23 protein-coding genes are annotated in these 22,562 nt (G+C 52.7%); 14 read left to right on the forward strand and 9 right to left on the reverse strand.

Features of this window, described 5'->3' with window-relative positions:
- Positions 1 to 43: 43 nt before the first annotated feature.
- From OQ371_RS07325 to OQ371_RS07335, 3 genes are all read left to right on the forward strand, one after another.
- Positions 44 to 1,705: a S41 family peptidase gene (locus tag OQ371_RS07325; RefSeq protein WP_265993138.1), complete on the forward strand. Its 1,662-nt coding sequence runs from the start codon at positions 44 to 46 to the stop codon at positions 1,703 to 1,705.
- A gap of 75 nt (positions 1,706 to 1,780) precedes the next feature.
- Positions 1,781 to 2,473 carry a tRNA (adenosine(37)-N6)-threonylcarbamoyltransferase complex dimerization subunit type 1 TsaB gene (tsaB, locus tag OQ371_RS07330; RefSeq protein WP_265993139.1) on the forward strand — a complete coding sequence of 231 codons (693 nt, stop codon included), beginning with the start codon at positions 1,781 to 1,783 and terminating at the stop codon, positions 2,471 to 2,473.
- 49 nt (positions 2,474 to 2,522) lie between these two features.
- Positions 2,523 to 3,038, forward strand: coding sequence for a DUF2480 family protein (locus OQ371_RS07335; protein ID WP_265993140.1), 516 nt, complete (start codon positions 2,523 to 2,525; stop codon positions 3,036 to 3,038).
- On the opposite strand, the gene OQ371_RS07340 is transcribed toward OQ371_RS07335, so the two are convergent.
- The 5 genes from OQ371_RS07340 to OQ371_RS07360 form a co-directional block, all read right to left on the reverse strand.
- Positions 3,039 to 3,824: a hypothetical protein gene (locus OQ371_RS07340; protein ID WP_265993141.1), complete on the reverse strand. Its 786-nt coding sequence runs from the start codon at positions 3,822 to 3,824 to the stop codon at positions 3,039 to 3,041.
- Between the two features lie 76 nt (positions 3,825 to 3,900).
- Complete coding sequence (rnhB, locus tag OQ371_RS07345) at positions 3,901 to 4,491, reverse strand: ribonuclease HII (protein WP_265993142.1); 591 nt, start codon at positions 4,489 to 4,491, stop codon at positions 3,901 to 3,903.
- Positions 4,492 to 4,596: 105 nt separating this feature from the next.
- Positions 4,597 to 5,607, reverse strand: a complete 1,011-nt coding sequence (locus OQ371_RS07350; RefSeq protein ID WP_265993143.1) for a vWA domain-containing protein — start codon at positions 5,605 to 5,607, stop codon at positions 4,597 to 4,599.
- Between the two features lie 6 nt (positions 5,608 to 5,613).
- The gene (locus OQ371_RS07355) at positions 5,614 to 6,606 is read right to left on the reverse strand and encodes a hypothetical protein (RefSeq protein ID WP_265993144.1); all 993 of its coding nucleotides are present in this window, start codon (positions 6,604 to 6,606) and stop codon (positions 5,614 to 5,616) included.
- Positions 6,603 to 7,469: a DUF58 domain-containing protein gene (locus tag OQ371_RS07360; RefSeq protein ID WP_265993145.1), complete on the reverse strand. Its 867-nt coding sequence runs from the start codon at positions 7,467 to 7,469 to the stop codon at positions 6,603 to 6,605. The genes OQ371_RS07355 and OQ371_RS07360 overlap by 4 nt, the downstream gene beginning before the upstream one ends.
- Positions 7,470 to 7,609: 140 nt before the next feature.
- Between OQ371_RS07360 and OQ371_RS07365 the strand changes: the two genes are divergently transcribed.
- The 7 genes from OQ371_RS07365 (at position 7,610) to OQ371_RS07395 (ending at position 16,744) form a co-directional block, all read left to right on the forward strand.
- Positions 7,610 to 8,044: a DUF4296 domain-containing protein gene (locus OQ371_RS07365; RefSeq protein ID WP_265993146.1), complete on the forward strand. Its 435-nt coding sequence runs from the start codon at positions 7,610 to 7,612 to the stop codon at positions 8,042 to 8,044.
- On the forward strand, positions 8,041 to 9,366 hold the full coding sequence (gene hemG / locus OQ371_RS07370) for a protoporphyrinogen oxidase (protein WP_265993147.1): 1,326 nt from the start codon (positions 8,041 to 8,043) through the stop codon (positions 9,364 to 9,366). Before OQ371_RS07365 ends, hemG begins: the two co-directional genes overlap by 4 nt.
- Before the next feature lie 90 nt (positions 9,367 to 9,456).
- On the forward strand, positions 9,457 to 10,260 hold the full coding sequence (locus OQ371_RS07375) for a polyprenol monophosphomannose synthase (protein ID WP_265993148.1): 804 nt from the start codon (positions 9,457 to 9,459) through the stop codon (positions 10,258 to 10,260).
- A gap of 421 nt (positions 10,261 to 10,681) precedes the next feature.
- On the forward strand, positions 10,682 to 11,026 hold the full coding sequence (locus OQ371_RS07380) for a T9SS type A sorting domain-containing protein (RefSeq protein ID WP_265993149.1): 345 nt from the start codon (positions 10,682 to 10,684) through the stop codon (positions 11,024 to 11,026).
- 78 nt (positions 11,027 to 11,104) lie between these two features.
- Positions 11,105 to 15,115, forward strand: a complete 4,011-nt coding sequence (locus OQ371_RS07385; RefSeq protein WP_265993150.1) for a S8 family serine peptidase — start codon at positions 11,105 to 11,107, stop codon at positions 15,113 to 15,115.
- A gap of 150 nt (positions 15,116 to 15,265) precedes the next feature.
- The gene (locus tag OQ371_RS07390; RefSeq protein ID WP_265993151.1) at positions 15,266 to 15,928 is read left to right on the forward strand and encodes a DinB family protein; all 663 of its coding nucleotides are present in this window, start codon (positions 15,266 to 15,268) and stop codon (positions 15,926 to 15,928) included.
- A gap of 432 nt (positions 15,929 to 16,360) precedes the next feature.
- Positions 16,361 to 16,744: a hypothetical protein gene (locus tag OQ371_RS07395; protein ID WP_265993152.1), complete on the forward strand. Its 384-nt coding sequence runs from the start codon at positions 16,361 to 16,363 to the stop codon at positions 16,742 to 16,744.
- A gap of 89 nt (positions 16,745 to 16,833) precedes the next feature.
- On the opposite strand, the gene OQ371_RS07400 is transcribed toward OQ371_RS07395, so the two are convergent.
- Positions 16,834 to 17,241: a VOC family protein gene (locus tag OQ371_RS07400; protein ID WP_265993153.1), complete on the reverse strand. Its 408-nt coding sequence runs from the start codon at positions 17,239 to 17,241 to the stop codon at positions 16,834 to 16,836.
- A 202-nt stretch (positions 17,242 to 17,443) separates the two neighbouring features.
- On the opposite strand from OQ371_RS07400, the gene OQ371_RS07405 reads away from it, so the two are divergent.
- Positions 17,444 to 17,953: a cupin domain-containing protein gene (locus tag OQ371_RS07405; protein ID WP_265993154.1), complete on the forward strand. Its 510-nt coding sequence runs from the start codon at positions 17,444 to 17,446 to the stop codon at positions 17,951 to 17,953.
- Between the two features lie 6 nt (positions 17,954 to 17,959).
- On the opposite strand, the gene OQ371_RS07410 is transcribed toward OQ371_RS07405, so the two are convergent.
- From OQ371_RS07410 to OQ371_RS07420, 3 genes are all read right to left on the reverse strand, one after another.
- A complete protein-coding gene (locus tag OQ371_RS07410; protein ID WP_265993155.1) occupies positions 17,960 to 19,012 on the reverse strand; it encodes a hypothetical protein in 1,053 nt (350 codons plus the stop codon).
- Positions 18,987 to 19,559 (reverse strand): hypothetical protein, encoded by a 573-nt coding sequence (locus OQ371_RS07415; protein ID WP_265993156.1) that lies wholly within the window; start codon positions 19,557 to 19,559, stop codon positions 18,987 to 18,989. The genes OQ371_RS07410 and OQ371_RS07415 overlap by 26 nt, the downstream gene beginning before the upstream one ends.
- 122 nt (positions 19,560 to 19,681) lie before the next feature.
- Positions 19,682 to 20,254: an RNA polymerase sigma factor gene (locus OQ371_RS07420; protein ID WP_265993157.1), complete on the reverse strand. Its 573-nt coding sequence runs from the start codon at positions 20,252 to 20,254 to the stop codon at positions 19,682 to 19,684.
- 212 nt (positions 20,255 to 20,466) lie between these two features.
- Between OQ371_RS07420 and OQ371_RS07425 the strand changes: the two genes are divergently transcribed.
- Genes OQ371_RS07425 through OQ371_RS07435 form a run of 3 tightly spaced genes read left to right on the forward strand, consistent with a single transcriptional unit; the run spans position 20,467 to position 22,562 of the window.
- Entirely contained in the window at positions 20,467 to 21,009 is a 543-nt protein-coding gene (locus tag OQ371_RS07425) for an RNA polymerase sigma factor (protein ID WP_265993158.1), read from the forward strand.
- Positions 21,006 to 21,725, forward strand: a complete 720-nt coding sequence (locus tag OQ371_RS07430; protein WP_265993159.1) for a hypothetical protein — start codon at positions 21,006 to 21,008, stop codon at positions 21,723 to 21,725. Before OQ371_RS07425 ends, OQ371_RS07430 begins: the two co-directional genes overlap by 4 nt.
- A gap of 9 nt (positions 21,726 to 21,734) precedes the next feature.
- Positions 21,735 to 22,562, forward strand: coding sequence for a hypothetical protein (locus OQ371_RS07435; RefSeq protein ID WP_265993160.1), 828 nt, complete (start codon positions 21,735 to 21,737; stop codon positions 22,560 to 22,562).

The following is a 22,562-nucleotide window of genomic DNA, read 5'->3' on the forward strand; positions in this document are numbered from 1 at the left end:
GGGGTCTTTTTTCTCTTGTCTTGCGTCTTTAATCTATAGAATTATGTTTACGCGCAAACGTCTGACCGTCGCCCTGGGCGCGACCCTCCTGGCAGGAAGCCTTGGTTTTTACTCGTTCCGCAACGACGACCGGTTCTTTGAAATCGCGCGTAACCTGGATATTTACGCAACGCTGTTCAAGGAATTGAATCTGTATTACGTGGACGAGCTAAACCCGAACCGCATGGTGAAGTCCAGCATCGACGCCATGCTGAAATCGCTGGACCCGTATACTAACTTTTTCGCCGAAGACGAAATTGAGGATTACATGACGATGACCACCGGGCGCTACAACGGCATTGGTGCGTTAATTGGTTCGCGGCAGGGACGCAGCATCGTCATGATGATTTACGAGGGCACACCGGCCGAGAAATCCGGCCTGCGGATTGGCGACGAAATCGTCAAAATCGACGGAGTCGATATCAAAACCCGGCGCGAATCAGATTCCGACAAGCTGCTGCGCGGGCAGACGAATACGGCGGTGAAGTTGACGGTGAAACGGTTTGGAAACAATTCACCCATTGATCTGAACGTGACGCGCGACGTGGTAAAAATGACCAATGTGCCTTATTACGGCATGATCACCGGCGACGTAGGCTACATCGATCTGAAAGATTTTACCGGAACGGCTTCGCGCGAGGTGCGAAACGCCTTTACGGAACTGAAGGGCAAAGGCATGAAAAAGCTGGTGCTGGACGTACGCGAAAACCCGGGCGGCTTGCTGAACATGGCCATCGACATTGCCAACATCTGGCTGCCGCGCGATTCGGAGATTGTAACCACCAAAGGTAAAGTAACCGAATGGAACAAAACGTATACGGCTTTGAACCCGCCCCTCGACCTGGAAATTCCGATTGTGGTGCTGACCAACAGCCGGAGTGCCTCAGCCGCCGAGATCGTTTCCGGGGTTATTCAGGATTATGACCGGGGTGTTCTGGTGGGGCAGCTCACCTACGGCAAGGGACTGGTGCAGACGACCCGGGAGCTATCCTACAACACGAAACTGAAAATTACGACGGCTAAATATTACATTCCGAGTGGCCGTTGCATCCAGGCCATCGACTACAGCCACCGCAACCCCGACGGCAGCGTGGGCAAAATTCCCGATTCGCTGAAAACTGCGTTTAAAACCAAAGCCGGGCGCCCGGTTTACGACGGCGGTGGCGTAACCCCCGACGTTCCGGTAGAAGCCGTGGCACCCGCGCCGATTGCGCTTAGCCTGACAAACAAAGGGTTTGTTTTCGATTATGCCGTCAAGTACCACCACGATCATCCGACGATTAAGCCCGCCCGGGAATTTCACCTGACCGACGCGGAATATCAGGAATTTGTAAACTGGCTGAAGGATAAAGAATACGACTATACCACACAGGTTGAGAAGGATCTGGGTACGCTGGAAGCTTCGGCAAAGAAAGAAAAATCTTTTAACCAGATTCAGGATCAGCTTAAGGCTCTGCGGACGAAGCTTTCGCACAGCAAAGATGTTGATCTGGCAACGTTCAAAGGGGAGCTAAAAACCCTGCTCGAACAGGAAATTGTGGCTCATTATTACCTCCAGAAAGGCATGAAAGAAGCTTCGTTCTCGACCGATCCGGAAATTAAAGCCGCCCTCGACCTGTTCAGCGACATGAACCGGTATCAGTCTATTTTAAAAGGAAAACAGTAGCTTTATAGTGATGCGTTATGAATGATGAATTAGTATGTTACTCTTTTCATCATCCATGACGCATCATTCATTTCCATGTCCCTCATTCTCTCCATTGATACCTCCACAACCGTTTGTTCAGTAGCCTTGCACCGCGGTGGGGCGCTGGCGGCCTGTTACGAACTTTTTACGGAAAAATCCTCGTCGGGGATGCTGACGACGCTCATTCAGCATACCGTGCAGCACAGCGGTCATCAGCTGTCGGAGCTGGATGCCGTTGCCGTTGCGAAAGGACCGGGTTCGTATACCGGGTTACGGATTGGCGTTTCCACGGCCAAAGGGTTGTGCTTTGCGCTCGATAAACCCCTGCTGGCGATCGATACGCTTAAAGCGATGGTTTGGCAGATAAACGGTTTTTACCCGGGCTCTTACGCCCTCTGCCCCATGCTCGACGCCCGGCGAATGGAAGTCTATTGCGCCGTTTACGATCCCGAAGGCCGGGTGATTCAGCCGACGTCGGCGCAAATCATCGATGAATACGCGTTTGCCGATCGGCTGGCTCAACAGCCCGTCGTGTTTTTTGGGAACGGAGCTGCCAAGTGCCGGACCGTTTTATCCCACCAGCCCAACGCTGTTTTCCCGGCACAAATTGTTCATCCGTCGGCCAAAACCGTGGGGCAACTGGCGGCTCTTGCCTACGAACAGGCGCAGTTTGAAGATGTCGCCAACTTCGAACCGTACTATCTAAAGGATTTTGTGGGAACCAAGCCGAAGAAATTGGTTGTTTAGCAAGCATACTTACGGGTAAAATCCGTGTTTACATTTGGGCTTTGGTATTATGGAAACGGAAGAGATTGTTAATCGAGTGACCAAAAGTGGTCTGGTAACGCTGGATCTGGAAGATTACTACCACACCGGCGAACGGGTTGTCTACGATCTGAAAGACAATCTGTTCATGGGCATGATTTTAAAGGAAAAAGACTTCCGCGACTTCCTGAAAGCCCACGACTGGAGCCAGTACGACGGCAAGAATGTGGCCGTCACCTGCTCGGAGGACGCCATCATACCGACCTGGGCCTACATGCTACTGACCATTTACCTGGAACCGCACGCCCATACCGTTGTTTTTGGTTCGCTCCAGGATTTGGAAGAAAAACTCTATTTCGACGCCATCAACCGGATCAATATCGAAGACTTCCGCGACAGCCGCGTGGTTGTCAAAGGGTGTAGCAAAGTGGCGGTACCGACGGCGGCTTACGTCGAAATTACCCGGCGGCTGCGGCCCGTTGCCCAAAGCATCATGTTCGGCGAACCCTGCAGTACCGTGCCCCTGTACAAGCGCCCCAAACAGTAATTACCTGTTGTAGATAAATTCTTCTTTCCGACCATCGGGGTAAATCATCCGGACCGGATAACCGTCGGATCGGTATTCGTAACGGAAACGCGTCTCTTCCTGAACGCCCGTGGTTTGGTCAACTGCCTTCATCCCAACAATATTATTGGAGCTCATAAACCAGCTAATTTCGGCATCAACCCGAATCGGTTTGTAAGGGTTTGGGGCAGTATCGTATTCATACGTTGTCATATCCCCCGTAGCCTGAATTAGGTTGCCCCGGTTGTCGTAGGTAAAGTCCGCCGATGAAATAAACTTGTTATTTGCGTCGTACCTGTCTTGCCGAGTGATTCGTTTTTGAGCATCATATGCGAATCGGCTGGAAGACCGAAAATCGAACTTTTCGTTGTTAATCGTATAATATTTACGCTCCCGGATGGTCGTATCGGCATTGTAAACGGTTTCGCTGTAGGAATATAATTTCAGCGGCAGGTCCGAAACATAGGTGGATGACCAGGGAGGATTGGTGTAATGTTGCTCAACCCGGAGTGTATTGGCAGCAACCCAGCGAAAAACCAGTTTACTGTACAGCTTACCATCGGACCTGTTGCTCACAATTTCCTGAATGCGGTTATGCTGATCATACACATAGTGCGTGGATTCAACGGCCGTGGGTTTGGCTGGACTCCCGTAATAATCGTGTCGGATCAGGCGAATGGATTGGCCACGCGCCAGAACGGCATCATCATTCCGGCGGTCGCAGGCCGTAACCGCCACCAGCAGCAATAGAAATAAGACAGCTCTCATAAAAGTCTGAAGGCAAGGAATATAAGAACAAGATACCGGTATCTGGTAAAGCGTTGTAATCCCTCACAAAAAATCTTTACACTAACCGAAAACTCCGCCGGTGCCACCGGCACGGCCCAAACTCCTGAATGGCCCGGCGGTGAAACGGCGTTGGATACCCGACGTTCTGCGCCCAGCCGTAGTGCGGAAATTCCAGCGATAGCTTTTCCATGAGTTCATCCCGGTACGTTTTGGCCAGCACCGACGCGGCCGCAATGGACAGAAATTTGGTATCACCTTTAACAATGCAGGTGTGCGGAATCAGGGGGTAATTCACAAACCGGTTGCCATCCACCAGCAAATGCTCCGGTTTAATACCGTCTGCCTGGTTCATGATGGCGTCCAGCGCCCGGTGCATCGCCAGAAAACTAGCCTTCAGAATGTTAATCTGATCGATTTCTTCATTCGATACTTCCGCCACGGCCCAGGCCAGGGCGTCGCGCTGCAATTCCGCCCGCAACCTTTCGCGCTGAACCCGACTCAGTTGTTTCGAGTCGGTCAGCACCGGATGAACGTAATCTTTGGGCAAAATTACCGCAGCCGCCACCACCGGACCGGCCAGGCAACCCCGCCCCACTTCGTCCAGCCCCGCTTCAATGGCATTCGTATTGTAACAGGATAAAAGCATAATTTGATGCAGATCACAGAAGTCAGACAAAAGAAAGAGAAACATGGTCTTTTGCTTCTTGTCTGTTTGTCTCTAGTTGTTTGTCAATCCTCTTTATTCTTTGTTCTAATCTTCCAGAATATTTCCGAAAATGGTGTTTTTCAGCAGGAGGGTCAGCAGCAGAAAGACGATGGCCCAGTACAGATAAACGCGGTAAAAATCTTTGACATCCTTGTACACAACGGTTTTAACGGGCGCTTTTTCAAGCCGGTCAATTTCGTTGAAAACAGCCTGCAAACGCGTGGCATCCCCCGCCCGAAAAAAACTGCCGCTGCCGATGTTGGCGATGGTTGTCAGAATGCCCTCGTCCACGGTTACAGTCGACATAGCACTAACTACACTTGGGCGGGGTGGTCTACCGATGGCGACGGTATAAATCCGGATGTTGAACGCCTTGGCCAGCCGTGCCACCGTCACCGGGTCGAGGTTGCCCGCCGTGTTGTCGCCGTCGCTCAGCAATATCGTCACCTTGCTTTTGACTTTCGATTCGCGCATCCGGTTGATGCACACCGCCAGGGCACTCCCGATGGCCGTGCCGGACGTTTTGATCATGCTGTCGTCCAGGTCGTTCAGGTAGCTGTTGAGCAGGTCGTGGTCGGTCGTCAGGGGGCAGAGCGAGTAAGCTTCTCCGGCAAAGATGACCAAACCAATCCGGTCGTTCTGACGGCTTTTGACGAAGGCGCGGGCCACGCGTTTGGCGGCTTCCAGCCGGTTGGGTTTCAGGTCGGTTTCCGCCATCGACGACGAAATGTCGATGGCCAGCATCAGGTCGATGCCTTCGGCTACGCGTTCGGGCTGCTCCCGGATTAGCTGGGGCCGGGCCAATGCCATGAAAATAAGCGCAAGGGCGATGAAAAAACTAAGTGGTAACAAATACCGTAAACTACTGACCAGCGTTGGCTGAAGCTCGGCCCGGTTCAGGGCCACACTCAGCCGCTGTTTCGCGCGCCCCGACAACAACGTCCGCAGCCCGAAAAGCACCAGAATACCGGGTATGGCGTACAGATAGATCGGGTGCGCCCAGGTAAACTGGCGTAGCTGTGAAATTGTAAACCACTGGTACGAAAACCATTCCATGTTGTGTCAATCAAAAGTAGCTTCCTGGTGCGCTTCCACCAGATGAACGCTGTTTCGGCGGTAGGCACTGTCGGCCACCTCATTCAAAATGCGAAGCGACTGCTGGGTGTGATCGGAATAAACGCCACCGTAAATCACCCCGTCGATTTCTTTCAGAGCGTCTGCCAGCCGGTTATCCTGCACGAGTTCCGCAATTTCGCGGGTCGTCAGCGAGGTGAACGGCTTGTCCTCAATCCGTTCCATGTATTTCCTCCAGAGCACTACGGCCCGACCAGCGTCCTGGGGGGCGGTTTCCGGTCGAATGTTGCGCGTCAGGCGGTCAAACGAACGCTGAAAATTCACGTATTGCCGGTAGAGCTGATAACGCCGAATGCGGGTCCGAATCTTGCCGCCAAAGAACAAAAAAAGCAGACCTACCAAGGCGCAGAGGCCCATCAGAATAACCATCAGCAACGGATAATTCATCTGCTGTTTGAGTACCACCACCTTCGTTTGGGTGGCAAGCTGTAATGTATCGGGACGCTGGGTTTGAATGCGTTCGAGCAGCCGGACAGTATCCACGTTGGAACGAACCAGGGTGCAATCGGCGGAGGTACGGAGCAGCCAGACGGGTACCTGCAGCGTCTGTGTGGGTCTGGTTTCGAAGGAAATCAGGGTATAAACGGCACTGTCCAGACTGCCTTTCTCGCCGGTGGTTGTTGAAAAAATCGAAATATCCCGCACCAGAAACGGCGCAAAATGCCGGGCGGTATCCGGGAACAGCACATCCACATTCGACCGGTGGCGAATGCTCAGGGAATACTGAAACGGTTTTCCGATTTCAATGGTGTCGGTCAGAAACACGCCCGCTGGAGCCTGAGCCCGTGAGAACGTCAGGCACGAGCAAAAAATAGCAACGAACAACACCCTACGAATGGCGAGCTGGGCAAGAGGGCCGAAGAAAGAAAATCGTCCGGTCGGATGGTCAATGTAGTGCAATGCTTCTAACGTCAGCTTCATCGGGTTTTTCGGACGCGGAACAGTTCGATCAGTTGCGGCACGTAATCCGCCTGCGAATCAAGAGCGACGTAATCAGCGTTGTACTGTTTACAAAACCGTTCCAGTTGCTGCTGGCTTTGCCGGAATGTCTGCCGGATCCCGTTCCGAAAACTGGGCGAGGAGGTATTAACCCAAACGGTCCGGCGGCTTTCCGTGTCGTAAACCGGAATGATGCCCAGTCGCGGCAGGCTGGTTTCCCGCTGATCGTACATGTGAATCACCACCAGATCGTGCTTCCGGGCGAGGGCCTTCAGGTTGTGCTCGTACCCCGAATCAATGAAATCCGATACCAGAAAAACCACGCTTCGGCGTTTGAGCACGTTGAGCGTAAACAGCAGCGCATCGGCCAGATTGGTACGAATTGATTCCGGCTTGAGCTTGAACAAATTGACAATCAACTGATAACCGTGCTTCATGCTGTTCGACGGCTTCAGGTATTTTTCTTTCTGGTCCGAAAAACAATACATCCCCACGTGGCTTGCTTCCTTGATGGCCGACAACGCCAGCACCCCGCACACTTCCCGGGTCGTGTCCAGTTTCGAGCGGGCTGCGGTTCCAATTTCCTGCGATGCACTGACGTCGACAAGAAAGAACACCGTCTGGTCTTTTTCTTCCCGGAAAATCTTGACGAAGGTTCCGTGGCCCTTCGACGAAACGTTCCAGTCGATTGCCCGCACGTCGTCGCCGTACTGATACGTCCGCAAGTCACTGAACTCCAGACCGGAGCCTTTGAAGATCGACCGAAAGTTACCGCGCATCTGAGAGTTTACGGCTTTCCGAATCCTGATTTCGAATTGATATAGTCTTGCCAGAAACTCGTGCATCGTTGTTATAAGGGCGAAACGTTGCTAAAAATTTTGTTAAAAACCCGTTTGCAAAGAATCGCAGCGTTTCACCGCGTGTTATTAAGGTCAGGATTCCCGACATTTGTATTCCAATGCCAGCTTTGACAAAAATAACGAAAATGAACGCGCAACAGTGCTTCCCGTTTCGACAATGGGGATTGTTTGTGCTCATCACGCTGCTGACCGCCTGTCAGAACCAGCCGGTGGAAGCGCCCAAGAATCTGATTCCGGAAGATAAAATGGCCCGGATTCTGACCGAGATTCACCTGGCCGAAGCGCGGGTTACAAAGCTGAATCGCCTGTCGCAGGATAGTAATACGCTGATTTACAAACGCCTTGAAAAACAGATTTTTCAAAAATTTCAAGTTGATACCGCTGCTTACTCAAGGAGTTATTCTTACTATGCCTCCAATCCGGAACAGTTTGCGACGATTTACAAGCAGGTTACGGAAGAATTGGAACAACGGAAGAAACCAGCAGACAGCAGCAGTACCAGCAGCAACAGCGGACGGAAAAACCGGCTCCCGGTCCGGCTTAAAAATCTGAAGAAATGATTGCAATCATTGGAGCGGGCATATCGGGTCTGACGCTGGCCCACGAACTCCAGAAAAACCACGTTCCCTACCGGTTGTTCGACCGCAGCAGCGAACCGGGCGGTGTTATGCACTCCCGGCGGGAAGGAGATTACCTAATCGAAATCGGACCAAATACCCTACTCGGCGATGCAGACCTGCTCAATTGGTTCGACCAACTGGGCTTGACCCCGGAGATTTATTTTGCCAAATCCGTTAGCAAGGCCCGGTTTATTTACCGCAACGGTGCCTACCAGCAGCTTCCGTCGGGCCCGTTGTCGTTACTATTTGGTCGGTTTTTCAGTTGGGAAGCCAAAAAAGCCATCTGGCGGGAGCGCTCCAATCGCACGGTTTCGCCCCCCGGTGAAACGCTGGGCGACTTTATTCGCCGACGGTTTTCGTCCGAACTGGCGGAATACGCCCTGGCTCCGTTTGTGGCCGGTACCTACGCCGGAGACCCCGATCGGTTGCTGGTATCCGAGACGTTTCCGGTGCTGCTGGAATACGAAAGAAACTACGGCTCGGTTCTGAAGGGGTTTATGAAAAATGCGGGTTCGGCGGGTCGCCGGCAGGCTTTTACCTTCCGCGACGGGCTGCAAACCCTGCCCAGAAAGCTGGCGGCCCAACTGGATGCCCTCAACCTGAATGATTCGGTAACGCGGCTGACCCAAACCGACAACGGCTGGCAACTGGAAGCGCAAAGCGGTTTGTATGCAGCGGATACCGTGGTGCTGGCCTGTGAGGCCGGGGCCGCTGCAAACCTGCTCGAACCGATCCGGCCCGAAATAGCAACGCTGCTCCGACAAATCGACTATCCGCCCATGACGGCGGTTCACTCGGTGTATAAACGCGCCGAAGTGCAACACCCGCTCAACGGTTTTGGTGGGTTGAACCCGCGCGTGGAAGGTCGGTTTGCCGCCGGTCACATCTGGAACAGTTCGCTGTTTGAAGGCCGCTGTCCGGCGGATGAGGTGCTGTTTACCAGCTTTGTGGGGGGGCGTCAGAACGCGGATCACGTTCAGCATCCGGATGCGGTCATTCGCCAGCGGGTTCATCAGGAATTGGTTCAGGCATTTGGCATTCAGGCCAGCGCCCCCCAACGGCAGTGGCTCAGCCGTTGGGAACGCGCCATTCCGCAGTACGACGCCCGGATTGTACCGGTTCGGGAGCAGGCCCCTAGCCTTGAACCGGATGGTTTGTATGTGTGTGCCAACTGGTACCGTGGTCTGAGTCTGCCCGATTGTATCCGGAAAGCCAGAACGCTGGGTAACCAGTTGTCCAGGTTAAAAATCGCTGAGAATTAATGGGTTTTAACAAATTTTAAGACCAGAATTGTATTAAAACGACTTTTTTTTGGTTATTTAAATAACGTTAGACCTTAACCCGGTTGTGCTTTGAAAGAATGCTTAGTGGTCATTCCGACCTATAATGAAATCGAAAACATCGAAGCAATCATTCGAAAGGTGCTGAGTTTGCCTGTGCCCTTCGACGTACTGATTGTCGACGATGGTTCACCCGATGGCACGGCCCGACGGGTGATGGAATTGCAGCGTGAGTACGGCGCCAGTGAACTACCCCTACGGCTCCACCTTCTGGAGCGCAAAGGCAAACTAGGGCTGGGGACGGCTTATCTGACCGGTTTCCGGTGGGCGCTGGAGCACGGTTTCCACTACGTCTGCGAAATGGATGCCGACTTTTCCCACAATCCCGATGATCTGGTGCGGCTCTACCATGCCTGCGCCGACGGTGGCAACGACGTAGCCATCGGTTCCCGGTATATCACCGGCGTCAACGTTGTCAACTGGCCGATGGGCCGCGTGTTGATGTCGTATTTTGCCGGTATTTACGTGCGGTATATCACCAGTATGCCGGTCATGGACCCCACGGCGGGCTTTATCTGCTACAGCCGGGATGTGCTGGAAACAATTCTGCAAAATAATATTCGGTTTGTCGGCTACGCCTTTCAGATCGAGATGAAGTTTCTGGCCTGGAAATACGGTTATCGCATCACTGAGGTACCGATTATTTTTACCGACCGAACGAAAGGCGTTTCTAAAATGTCGAGTGGGATCTTCAAAGAAGCCGTTTTTGGTGTACTTCAAATGAAAATTGGTAGTTTTTTTCGGCATTATATCCCTCCAAAGAAACAACCCCCGAAACGTGTGCCAGCGCAGGCTGAAGCTACGGAAGCGGTGTAGGATCTCCTACACCGTTTTTTTTATCTCTTTTTGTACTTTTTTCCTTTCGAACTTGCTTCATCAAAGCTAAAAGGAGTCGTCCCAATAAGCATAAAATCTTTCTAGTGGATCAGCAAAAGGATTCAGCCTTCAAAAACATCCTCTTTTTCGTTAACGAAAAATTGTATTATAAAAAGAATCTTCACGTCTTTAACGTTTGTCCCATTATTTGAGTAAACGGTTTTACCATGTTCATATCTTACCATTAGCACAGTTAAACCAAATAATATTTTGTCATAATTAATACAATTACTTATTTATACATAAATCAAAATTGCACTGAAATTCAGCTACTTAATTTCATGCAACTAAGTGCCATCTTTTAATAGTTACTTTGTCGTATTGATTCCAACAAAGATTTTCACTAAAGACAAATAAAAAGATGAACACCACGCTGAAAGCTTCGTTAATTGCCCTTGGAATGGGCTTTATTTTGATTTGTGTCATTGACGCTATTACTCCCCAGTCACTTCTTGGTTCATTGCTGGGTCAATCAGCGCCCAAGGCGAACGTGACGGTTGTTGTAAACCGCATAGACGATGAGCCGGTCACGGTTCGGTTGTCGAATTCAAACGGAGAAGTCATTGCCAGCCAGCAGCTGATTGATGGAAACACCATTTACTTTGGCTTGAAAGATGCCACCAACGGTACGTACCGCGTTGAAGTGTCCAATAGCACCACGAAAAAAGTAAAAGACGTAATCCTGTCAGCCCAAAAGGCGGCCTAATACTAAACGGACAGAAAATCCGTTTAGCTTAATGCTAAGTCCAACAGTTTTAGTTACTTGTTGGACTTAGCATTTTTTATGGCTGCACGTGTACAATTCTTTTGGATTTGCTTACTGCTGGGAACGGCCTTCGGGGTCAGTGCCCAGAAACCGCTTTATAACTCGCTGCAAAAAGCTGCCCTCAGTCGCCTAAGCCAGGATTTGCAGCAGCAAAATCGTCCCTCCTATCGCCGGGCCGTCGATATTGCCCAGAAACGAGCGATTCCGCTCCGACGGGAACGCTCCGACGGCACGGTCCTAATCTTGAAAAGTACAGATGAACGTGGCAATCTGCTCTTCAACGCAACCGGCAGTGCAACGCGGGCCGGTACTACAACCCGGACCTCATCCCTGTACGCCGGGGGTGTTCTGGGCCTGAATTTATCAGGAAACAGTTCTTCGGTTCGCGATAAACTGGGTGTCTGGGACGGAGGGCGGCCGCGTTTGAGCCACGTTGAACTGGCCGGTCGGGTTACGCAGATTGACAACGTAACGGCCATTTCCAACCACCCGACGCACGTTGCCGGCATCCTGGTGGGGGCGGGCGTCAACGAAAGAGCGCGGGGAATGGCCTACGGCGCCAATCTAAAAGCGTATGACTTCGACAACGATGATGCCGAAGTCGCTGCGGCTGCGCCCAACCTGCTGGTTTCCAATCACTCTTACAACATCCAGGCGGGTTGGATCTTTAATCCGGATCGGGATAGTGAGTCCAAATGGGAATGGTGGGGCGATACCACCATCAGCATTACCGAAGATTATAAGTTCGGGATTTACAACGCGGGTGCCCGCGATTGGGACCGCATCGCCGTGGCGGCTCCCTATTACCTGCACGTCAAATCGGCGGGCAACACGCACGGACAGAACGGCCCCGGAGCGGGGGTTGCCTACTGGCTGGGGGCCAGCAATACCCTGAGCCGGACAGCCCGCGACGATCAGAGCAGCTACGATCAGATTTCGACCGATAGCAACGCCAAGAATATCTTGTCGGTCGGAGCCGTCAGCAGCATACCGCTCGAATACACGCAACCCTCGGACGCACGGCTGGCGAGCTTCAGTTCCTGGGGGCCCACCGACGATGGCCGCATCAAACCGGATTTGGTCGGCGTCGGTGTCAGCGTCTTATCGTCGGGTTCAGCCGGTGACAACGCCTATGCAACCCTTTCGGGCACGTCAATGGCGGCTCCCAATGTAACTGGCTCCCTGCTGCTGTTGCAGGAATATTACGCCCAGCTACACAACGGGCAGTTCATGCGGTCGTCGACCCTGAGAGGTCTGGCGCTGCACACAACGGACGAAGCCGGTGATGCTCCCGGTCCCGATTACCGCTTCGGCTGGGGTTTACTAAATACCGAAAAGGCCGCCCGCGTGATTGGCAACATGGACAAGAACCATCAGCTGGAGGAACGCGCGCTAAACCAGGGCGAAAAGCAAACCGTGCAGTTCGTGGCCTCGGGCCGGGGCCCGCTGGTCGTCACCATCTGCTGGACCGATCCGGAAGGCACGGCTTTATCCGCCACAACCGCAAACCTTAACAACCGCACTCCGCGCCTGGTGAATGATCTGGACATCCGGCTAGCCAACGGTACTGCATCCTGGCAACCCTGGGTGCTCGACCCCAACCACCCCGCCAACCCGGCTACCACGGGCGACAACATTCGGGACAACGTTGAACAGATTCTGGTGGCCGACGCCATTCCCGGAAAAACGTATACGCTGACCATTTCCCATAAAAAAACGCTCAAAAACGGGAAGCAGGATTTTGCCCTGATCATCAGCGGAGTGGGCGGAACCCCGTATTGTACATCGGCGGCCACCTCGGCGGGTTCGGCCAACATCGACCGGGTTCAGTTTGGAGGTATTGACCAGGCCGGTCAAAGCGGCTGTCAAACCTACACCGATTTCACCAACGCGGTCACGGCGGTGTCGGTGAACCAGACTGTGCCGTTGCGGATCACGATTGGTAGCTGTAACGGGAACCGCCCGACCATCACGAAAGCTTTCATCGACTGGAACCTTGATGGTGATTTTGACGACGCCAACGAACTGGTTGCCACGTCGGGCGCGCTGACGACCCCGGCAACATTCTCCGCCAACGTAACCGTACCCGGCGGCCTGATCAGCGGTCAGACCACCCGGCTCCGGATTGTAACCGTCGAAACGAAAGATGCGGGAACGGTATTGGCTTGCGGGACGTATGCGCAGGGAGAAACCCAGGATTATCGGGTCAGCTTTGAAAGGCCGCACAACGACGTGGGCATCAGTGCACTGGTAACGCCCCAGAACGATTTTTGCAGCCAGTCGCAGCTCGAGGTGGCCGTAACAATCCGCAATTACGGTTCGGACGAACAGCGGCATGTTCCCGTTACTGTGCTGGTCATCGCGCCTTCCGGAACAACAGTCGCCAGTCTGCGGGACACGCTCCATGCTCCACTCGGTCCCTTTAAGGAAGCGCAGTTGCTGCTCCAGGGACCGGCCGATTTGAAGGCCGCAACGTCCTACCGATTCGTGATTCAAACCCAACTCGCAACCGATCAGAACACGGCCAATAACGAATTAATCAGCATCCTGACGACGGCCGTAGCTCCCGCCGATCAGGGGAATTTTTCGGTTTCAACCTGCGACAACAACACGGTTTCCCTGCGCAATACGGGCAGCGGCACGGCGTTCTGGTACGATTCGCCAACGGGCGGAAAACTGATTGGCGCCGGAAACCAGACGACGGCGTTCGGCCGACCGGCTAACGGTATTTATTACGCAGCCCTGAACCAGTTTACTGGTATTGTCGGGCCAACCAGCAAACGCGCTTTTGGGGGTGGCACCTACTCGGGCAATTTTGGCCCTCAGCCTTTGATTTCGACGCGGGTGCCCCTGGTGCTGGAAAGCGCCCGGCTTTACATCGGCAGTGCCGGCCGGGTTATTTTTACCGTTCAGAAACTGGATGGTTCGACCGTTTCGAGCGTTGCCCTTGACGTAACACCCACCCGTGACCCTACTACGCCCGTTGGAACGCCCCCGTCCGGGCAGCAGTCCGACGATCCGAATGATCCGGGAGCCGAATACCTTTTAAATTTATCAATTCCCGAACCGGGTACTTACAAGATCGCCATCGATTACGAAGATGGCGCCACTATTTTCCGGAGCAACGTTGGTGTAACGGGTTTTCCGTTTGAGATTCCCGGCGTTGTTAGCCTGACAGGATCGCTGTATAACGCCGACACGCTGACCGATGCCTACTATTATTTGTACGATTTGCGGGTCATTGCTACGGACTGTCCGGTAGCGGAGCGAGTGGCAGTTACCGCCAGGACGGGCACCGAAGCCGCAGCCATGATCACACCCGACAGTCCGACGACCATTTGCCGGGGTAGTTCGCTCGTCTTGCGCGCGTCGGAAATGACCGGCTATACCTACCAATGGTTTCGGGATGGAAAGGCGGTTCCGGAGGCAACTTCCTCCACGTTGACGGTCTCTGCTCCTGGGTCATATAGCGTCCGGGTGGCGGGTGAGTGTCCACCCGTAACATCTGCGGCAGTCGTTGTCACCGTCAAAGAACCGCAGGCACCGACCATTTCCCGCGACGGTAATACGCTCTATTCCAGCGTAGCCACGGGCAATCAGTGGCTCCTGAACGGTAGTCCGATTGCCGGTGCCACACAACAATCATTTACCGCCCGGCAATCGGGGCGTTATTCCGTGCGGGCCAGCGCCAACGGGTGTGGTGAACTGGTGTCGGCAGAAATCCGGCTGGATGTCATTACGGCAATCAATACGTCCGTTGCTCCGACTCCAAGCTTTCGGATTTCACCGAATCCGGCTTCTCACGAAATCACCATCGAATTTATCCCGGTTTCGGCCACTGGCCGGTCATACCGCAGTATTCTGGTGGATGCGCGCGGCCGGGTGTTGCGCGCAACGGTATTAAACCAGACGGCAACCGACTATTCCGGCGTGCTGGATGTTTCGACCTTACCGGCCGGGCTATTTTTTGTCCTGATCCAGGACGAGCAGGGACGAACTGTTCGGCGTGGTAAAGTAATCAAACCGTAAGGCTGCTCCTGACTGATACGGTAAATAAAAAGTCAGTGAACAGGCTTACCAAATCCCCGGCAATTGAATACCTTCGTTCATCGCAGGCCGGAGCTCTAAAGCCCTGATCAGTAGCGCCATTCGTTTTTCACCATCTCTACAGCTACACGTATGAACGAGCGTTTTTCACGTCGTAACTTCCTGAACGACGGGCTTGCGGCCGCCGTTGGCCTAACGTTACCGGGGCTGTCTCCCCAATCGGCTTCGGCTCGCGCTTCTGCGCCGGAAGAGAGTTTACTCGTTATCGGCCCCCTGAAGGGGTATACCCCGCAAATTGGGACCCTGGTCTCAATGCTGAATTACAACCGGGATACCATTATTCGTTCCGTTAAAAATCTGACGATGGCCCAACTCGACTTTCTCTTCGACGCCAACGCCAACACCATCGGAGGGTTGCTGCTGCACCTGGCTGCCGTGGATAAATTCTACCAGATCAACACCTTTGAAGGGCGGCAGGATTTTAACGAAGAAGAAAAGAAAGAGTGGGGAGCCGCCATGGAACTGGGCGATGCCGGGCGGAAAGAAATCAAAGGCCAGGAGGTTGCTTATTACCTGGATAAACTGGCGGCTGTACGGGAAAAGACCCTGGCGGAGCTGAAGAAGAAAGATGATAAATGGTTGCTGGCCGTTGATCCGGTCTGGAGCAAGCAAATGAAGGAATCCATTAATACCTACTGGAAGTGGTTTCATGTCTGTGAGCACGAATCCAACCACCGCGGTCAAATTACCTGGCTGAAAAGCCGTTTACCAGGCGCCAAGCCCGCAAAAGACTAAACTTCTAGCGGGCGGTAAAACGCCTTGCTCCGTTTCGATGCCATAAAAAAATTTGGCGGTTCTACTTCACGCCCTTCCTTCCAAACCGTACTTTCCGCCAGTGCTGGAAGTCGGCAAAAGGGCAAAGCCATTCCAGCCACAGGGTAATTTGTCCATTCTGCCCTCCTATGTTACTATAAGCGTCACTTTATTTAATTTAAAGTAAAATGCTGAGTAACGAATTCTGTTTGCGAGGCTGACTAGGCTTTTGGCCACCCAAAAAATGCCTCTGGAAGCATCTAGTAACTTTTCTGTGATTTTTTTTAACTATTTCATCTTTTTAATCGGCATAATTTTTGTTTTTGTTGGTGTGATAAAGTATTTTTCAAACTGGTTGTGAGGTAGTTATACCAGAAGCCATTTATCAGACAGCCTTCTAAACCCTATACCAACGTGTACGAAGACATCGCCCAATGCCTCATGGATCATGCCCAGCGGCTTTCATCCAGTAATTCCACCGAAAAGCAGTCGTACTCCCGTCGTCATTTTGACTGGATTGCCCTGACTGCCCGTGCTTTTTTTGGCAAACATCCCGGTTTATTGACCGACGAGGGGCTCGAAATCCTGGCCCTCGGTGAAGCTTCCAGGAAAATTGAGCTATTTGGGCATATCAAAGAGTTTTACCCCTTGATTGAGGCACTGGAAGGGTATTGCGATTTTCTTCAGGCCAAGCCGAAAAGAGAACCTTTGTTTGGATTTATGCGCGGCTTAATTAGATGGAAGAGCCCTCAGATAGCACCAAACATATCATACAAACCTGCACCGGTTAACAACTAGAAAAATTTGATTGCAAGTGCATCTGGTATGTAATACGAATGCCCACTCGGTATGGTACCGAGTGGGCATTCGTATTATAAAAATCGGGATTACCCCTGATTAACGGCGCTGGGGTTCATGTACACGACTTCCCACAGGTGACCGTCCAGATCCTGAAAACCGTGTCCGTACATAAAGCCCTGGTCCTGCTTCTCGTTCGGGGTGGTTCCACCGGCCGCTACGGCTTTGCTGACCAGTGCATCGACCGCTTCGCGGCTGTCGGCTGAAAGGCAAACAATGACTTCGGTCGTTTTGGTGGCATCCGCAACTTCTTTTTTGGTAAACGTCCTGAAAAATGGCTCTACCAGCAGCATCACGTAAATGGTGTCACTGATCACCATGCAGGTAGCATTCTCGTCCGTGAATTGCGGATTAAACGTGTAACCAAGTTGGGTAAAAAACTCGATGGATTTGTTCAGGTCTTTAACGGGCAGATTTACAAAAATTTGCGTTGCCATACGTATTTGTGTTTAGTTTACCTGACAAAGGTAAGTAGCCCTCCAGACAAGCAGCGGGGGCGAATCCGCCAATTTCAGGGGTGTTTGCGACAATCTGGCAACCCGGCCTCAGACACACAAAATCGGGGAGAAAACGGTAACTTGCGGCCAAACACGAACTTTGAACCGGGCCCGAAAGCCCGCCCGACCAACCTGTCTACTTATGGAGTTTTCTGCCCAGTACTGGATCGACGCGTACCGAATGGAGGCCCATCCCGAGGGCGGTTTTTTCGTTGAAACCTACCGGGCTACCGAAAAAATACCGCATCAGGCGCTCCCCAGTCGATTTTCCGGTGACCGCAACTTCAGCACCGGCATTTATTTTCTACTGGAAAGCCACCACTTCTCCGCCCTGCACCGCATTCAGGCCGACGAAGTATGGCATTTTTACGCCGGCGGTCCGCTGAACGTCTACGTGATTCATCCGACGGGCAATCTGGAAGTTATTCGACTGGGCAACAACCCGGAGCGGGGCGAGGTGTTTCAGGCGGTGGTGCCGGCCGGTTGCTGGTTTGGTTCAAAACCGGCCGACGGAACCGCTTACTCGCTGGTGGGGTGCACGGTGGCACCGGGATTTGATTTTGCAGATTTTGAACTGGCCGGGCGGGCGGATTTACTAAATCAGTATCCGCAACACCGTGACGTTATCGAATTGCTCACCCCCGGCCGCTGAACGGTTTTACTGAAACTTCACATCCCCAAATTTCGAGATGACCCGTACTTTGGTGGCTGTTCCTTTGCCCACTTTCCCGCTGTATTGCTTGGTCAGTTTCGGCCCCCGGTGGTCGTCTTCGTCGGGCTGGGCACTCATCATGATCCGCCCGTCGGATGGGTATTTAAAACCGCCGTAGCTAACCGTTACATCAAAGTTGTAGTCGTTGGCATTGGCCATCGGTAAAACTACGGACGAATAGTTGGCCTGAATATCAATGTTATCCACCGACTTGTTTAGCTGGTCAATCCTGAAACCGCCCGAAAAATCCAGTTTTACGTTGCATGACTGCTTCACGGTTCCAATTTTGGCGCCCGAATACCCGATTTTGCCATCCAGCCGACTCACTTCTCCAATCCAGAGTCCGCCAAACTGGTTATTCAGGCTGATGTTATTGGCTTTCTCCAACTGCAGCTTGGCGTACTGAATGTTGAGCTTGCCGTTTTCCATGGCCTGAATGTCGGCTTTCCCAAACCGTACATCCACATCCACGTGACTGCCGTTTAGTTCGGTCGTCGAGAAATTACCGTACTGCTGGTTGATGGTCAACGGTGCGCTGAACGTCGGGATGTTGGTGTTCCCGAAGGAGTTCTTCACCACCAGCGCGTTTGTTTTCGGCATCGAAACCTGATAGTCAATCTGTACCCCGTTTCGCTCACCGTCCTTGTTGCGGTTCATCGTCCAGGAGCCGCCCGAGCCGTTTTTATCAATCGATGTTTTCAGGCTAATCTGGTCGCCGTTGCGTCGCTCGACAATTTCAACCGCATCCAGAAACCGCTGTACCCGATCCTCGGAGCTGGCGTTTGCTTTGATGATTATTTCAACCCGGATTTCGTCCCGGTTCCATAAATTAATGTTGACGTTGCCAAACTGGTTTTCAATCATCAATTGATCTTTGGCGGTTACGTCGTACACTTTCACGATCGTTTTCCGTCGCTCGCTCAGGTTATCAGCCCGCGCAAAGCCGACCAACAAAAGGCTGGCAAACAGAAAACTAAACAGGATTTTTATTGGGTTCATGGTTTTGTTGCTTAATGCGTTGGATAATCATCAACTGCTGGTTGAGCAAGTCGATCTGGGTGCGCAGGTTTTCGACCATCGCCTGAATCATGATTTCCTGATTGGGCGTTTTGGGTAACTCCTGCTTTAATTTTTGGTACGTTTTTTCCAGCCGGTCCAGATCAGCCGCAAACTGCTGGTACAAAGCTGGGTCACTTTCCAAAACGGTTTTGAGTTCCGTCCGTTTGTCTTCAATCAGACGGGTGTATTGGGTTACGGTGCGGGCGTACGTAGGACTTAATGCTACTATTTCCGGTTGTTCGGTAACGCCGTACCGGGTATTGAAATACCAGAAGCTGCCCAAACCGATCACCAGTGCGATGGACGCGGCCATCTGCCAGACCATACGGCGTCCCATCCAGGACGGGGCGGTCAACCCCATCCACAGCGGACGTTCTTTGTGTCCGAGCTCTTTCTCCAAATCTTTCCACAAGTCCGCCCGCGGCTCAAATACATCGAAATCTTCCCGGTTATCCCGGACAAATCGTTCTAATCTGTCTTTCATCATAATTCATTGAGTGAATGGCCGAATGAGTGAATGACCGGGCTGCCGGTGCGGTGAATAGCTCCGCAAAGAATTAAAAACCAGCAACACTCTTCTGTCATTCTCACCTTCCATCATTCTTAAACCTATTTCAACAACTCCAAAAGCCGTTTTTTTGCCCGCATGTACTGGGTTCGGGAGGTGGTTTCGCTGATGTTCAGTACGGCCCCGATTTCCTCATGATCGTAACCTTCAAACAAATACAGCGACAGCACCACGCGGTACCCTTCCGGCAGTTCCTGCATGGCCCGGCGTACCCGGTCCACTTCCAGTTGAACACCTTCTTCGTCGAACGGTTCGGTATCAGCCACATCCAAACCGTCGTCTTCGCCCAGCCGCTGGCCGTCCAGATCAATCCACTGCAAACCGGCACGGCTTTTTCGGCTCCTCAGGTGATTGATCGACCGGTTAATTACAATCTGTTTGAGCCATGCACCAAACGTCGATTGATTCCGGAACGAATGAAGATTATTGAACGCGTCTAAAAAGGCTTCCTGCAACACATCCTCAGCCTCACCTACGTGATTGAGGATGCGTAAACAGACGTTAAACATGGCTTTCGAATAGTGCTTGTACAGTTCGTACTGCGCACGTCTTTCGCCCTGTTTACACCTTTCTACGAGTTCGACATGTCGGTCTATATACAACTTTGTTTCCAAGCAGACTGAGGAACGGATGCGGCTGATTTTCTTTCTAATGACACCACGCGTTGTACCAACGTTGCACCGGAGATTTATTTTTTTTCAGTAGGCTGTACTAAAACGGGTAATACGCCGTTTCGAAAAGCTTCATATGATGTAAATTTTTTCCCGGGCTGGGCAACCCGACTGACCCATTCCGCATTCTACGCCCAGACAACCACCCGAAGCCCGTGACGCTTGAAGCCATTTTCTACGCCTGCCAGCAGGAAAACCGCCAGGGTCAGAAGGCTTTATACGATCGGTACGCATCGCGTATGTACCGGCTGTGCGTGCGGTATCTGCGCGACACCGCCGAAGCTGAAGACGTGATGATGGAAGCGTTCATGCATGTTTTCGAGGGTATCGGAAAGCTGTCGTATCAGGGCGAGCGGCCATTCGAAGCCTGGCTGAAGCGGATTTTCATCAACCAGTCGCTGATGCACCTTCGGCAGCGCAAAGTGTTCTGGATGACGCTTGACCACGAATCGGCGGACCTCAGCAATCCGCTTCAGGCCGATGATGAGCTGTCGGCGCAACAACTGCTGCAGTTGCTGTTTGAGTTGCCCGACGGTTACCGGACGGTTTTTAACCTCTACGCCGTTGAAGGGTATTCGCACCAGGAAATTGGCGCGCTGCTGGGCATCAGCGAAAGTACGTCGAAGTCGCAGTTGCACAAAGCCCGGAGGGCCTTGCAGGAATTGGTAAAAAAAAGTGAAAACGGGGCAAAATCATGAGCGAAAACGAACTGGATGATCGCTACCGGGAGGGGTTGGACCGGCTCTCCGACGACGACCTGCCGTGGGATAAAACACCGACCTGGGAACAGCTTGATCAGGCGCTGAACCAGCGAAATCGTCGCCGGACGCGGGGCCTCTGGTGGCGAATTGCCGCCGGACTCACCTTGGCTATCGGTCTGGGCTGGCTGGCCTTTCGGGGTATGAATCAGCCGGAAACGCGGATTCAGACGGCAACGGTCCGGAGAACCCAGGCACCGGCATCCACGGCTCCCAAGACCGCGGAAGAGAACAGGGGGCAAACCGATCCGGAAAAAACCTCCAAACCGTCAATTGCCCGGGCTGCAAAACCGTTCAGAGGATTATCGGCACCCGGCAAACCACCCCGCACTTTACCAGAACCCACCGTTACCAACGAGGCAGAACCCTTGCTGGTGACCGAAACAGCCGCCATTACCCCGGAATTGCTCTCGGCAACCGAAGTAAAGTCCCGTACTGTCTCGGCGGCTCAACCGGCTCCGATTCGGCGGGCTATTGAATCCATCCGTCCGGTGAAAACCGATCCTGAGCCGACCGAAGAACTCATCATGCCACCTAAAAAGCGGTTTCAATTGCCCATTGCCCTGGCTCCGCACCTAACCCGACCAACGGCTACGGCTTCCCTTCCGACTAATTCACGCGAAAAAGCCCCTGTTCAACTTCAAATTTCTCTATAACGCATTCTCATGAAGACGAAACTTTTCCTCCTGGCACTGGTCTGCGGCCTTTGCACACGCCTTTACGCCCAAACACCAGCAACCCGGCCCGACACCGTTCTGATCCGGGAGTTTAAAGAACTAAAAGCCGGTCCTAAGATATACGCCATCGGCCCCCGTCTGAGCAGCCTGACCGACGCCGAAAAGCAGAAGCTATTTGGGTACGTTCGGGAGACCAACCTTCGGGAGAACTATTCGGGAGGGCGCAACCCGCTGGCCTACAATTGGGAGCGTGGTTTGCAGGGCAACCAGGTTTTTTTTCGGGTCAACAACCTCGACTCCCTGCGCCGAATCAATTTTACATACCCCCTGCCGTTGACGGAATTTGTGTCTACCAAACGGACGTATAAAGTTGCCGCTCAACTGGCCTGTGAGTTCGGGGCTGGGCTGGTCCGGAACACGTTCGCTCCGACGCTGGACGCCAGCATCCGGTTTGGCTTCCGCAACGAAAGAAACGACAACGTTGAACGGCGGCTCTGGCTGGGCTATACTCCGTATTATTTCTTCGAACGCACGGACAAAGGCTTCGCCATGAACGCAAACGGTTTTGCCTACGTAGCGTTCGGCGAAAATGTGCGGGAGCGGATCGGCGGGCGTCAGGAAGCAACGTCCTTCGGACCCAGCAATTTCAAGGTGGGGGTTGGTTATCTGGTCCACCGGAAGGGGGATATTTTTACCGGAACCACCATGAAGCTGCTTATTTCCAGTGTGATACACGAGCGCATGACCGTCCAGCCGGAAATTATTTTTACGAACAATTTCAAGCAGATTTTCCCGGGCCTGACCGTTCGGTTCTAA

The organism is Larkinella insperata (genome assembly GCF_026248825.1).
GTDB classification, from domain to species: Bacteria; Bacteroidota; Bacteroidia; order Cytophagales; family Spirosomataceae; genus Larkinella; species Larkinella insperata.

Bases quoted from the DNA above. Each gene is read 5' to 3' on its own strand.
- OQ371_RS07325 (WP_265993138.1), top strand. From the start codon at position 44: ATGTTTACGCGCAAACGTCTGACCGTCGCCCTGGGCGCGACCCTCCTG.
- tsaB (WP_265993139.1), top strand. From the start codon at position 1,781: ATGTCCCTCATTCTCTCCATTGATACCTCCACAACCGTTTGTTCAGTA.
- OQ371_RS07335 (WP_265993140.1), top strand. From the start codon at position 2,523: ATGGAAACGGAAGAGATTGTTAATCGAGTGACCAAAAGTGGTCTGGTA.
- OQ371_RS07340 (WP_265993141.1), bottom strand. From the start codon at position 3,824: ATGAGAGCTGTCTTATTTCTATTGCTGCTGGTGGCGGTTACGGCCTGC.
- rnhB (WP_265993142.1), bottom strand. From the start codon at position 4,491: ATGCTTTTATCCTGTTACAATACGAATGCCATTGAAGCGGGGCTGGAC.
- OQ371_RS07350 (WP_265993143.1), bottom strand. From the start codon at position 5,607: ATGGAATGGTTTTCGTACCAGTGGTTTACAATTTCACAGCTACGCCAG.
- OQ371_RS07355 (WP_265993144.1), bottom strand. From the start codon at position 6,606: ATGAAGCTGACGTTAGAAGCATTGCACTACATTGACCATCCGACCGGA.
- OQ371_RS07360 (WP_265993145.1), bottom strand. From the start codon at position 7,469: ATGCACGAGTTTCTGGCAAGACTATATCAATTCGAAATCAGGATTCGG.
- OQ371_RS07365 (WP_265993146.1), top strand. From the start codon at position 7,610: ATGAACGCGCAACAGTGCTTCCCGTTTCGACAATGGGGATTGTTTGTG.
- hemG (WP_265993147.1), top strand. From the start codon at position 8,041: ATGATTGCAATCATTGGAGCGGGCATATCGGGTCTGACGCTGGCCCAC.
- OQ371_RS07380 (WP_265993149.1), top strand. From the start codon at position 10,682: ATGAACACCACGCTGAAAGCTTCGTTAATTGCCCTTGGAATGGGCTTT.
- OQ371_RS07385 (WP_265993150.1), top strand. From the start codon at position 11,105: ATGGCTGCACGTGTACAATTCTTTTGGATTTGCTTACTGCTGGGAACG.
- OQ371_RS07390 (WP_265993151.1), top strand. From the start codon at position 15,266: ATGAACGAGCGTTTTTCACGTCGTAACTTCCTGAACGACGGGCTTGCG.
- OQ371_RS07400 (WP_265993153.1), bottom strand. From the start codon at position 17,241: ATGGCAACGCAAATTTTTGTAAATCTGCCCGTTAAAGACCTGAACAAA.
- OQ371_RS07405 (WP_265993154.1), top strand. From the start codon at position 17,444: ATGGAGTTTTCTGCCCAGTACTGGATCGACGCGTACCGAATGGAGGCC.
- OQ371_RS07410 (WP_265993155.1), bottom strand. From the start codon at position 19,012: ATGAACCCAATAAAAATCCTGTTTAGTTTTCTGTTTGCCAGCCTTTTG.
- OQ371_RS07415 (WP_265993156.1), bottom strand. From the start codon at position 19,559: ATGATGAAAGACAGATTAGAACGATTTGTCCGGGATAACCGGGAAGAT.
- OQ371_RS07430 (WP_265993159.1), top strand. From the start codon at position 21,006: ATGAGCGAAAACGAACTGGATGATCGCTACCGGGAGGGGTTGGACCGG.
- OQ371_RS07435 (WP_265993160.1), top strand. From the start codon at position 21,735: ATGAAGACGAAACTTTTCCTCCTGGCACTGGTCTGCGGCCTTTGCACA.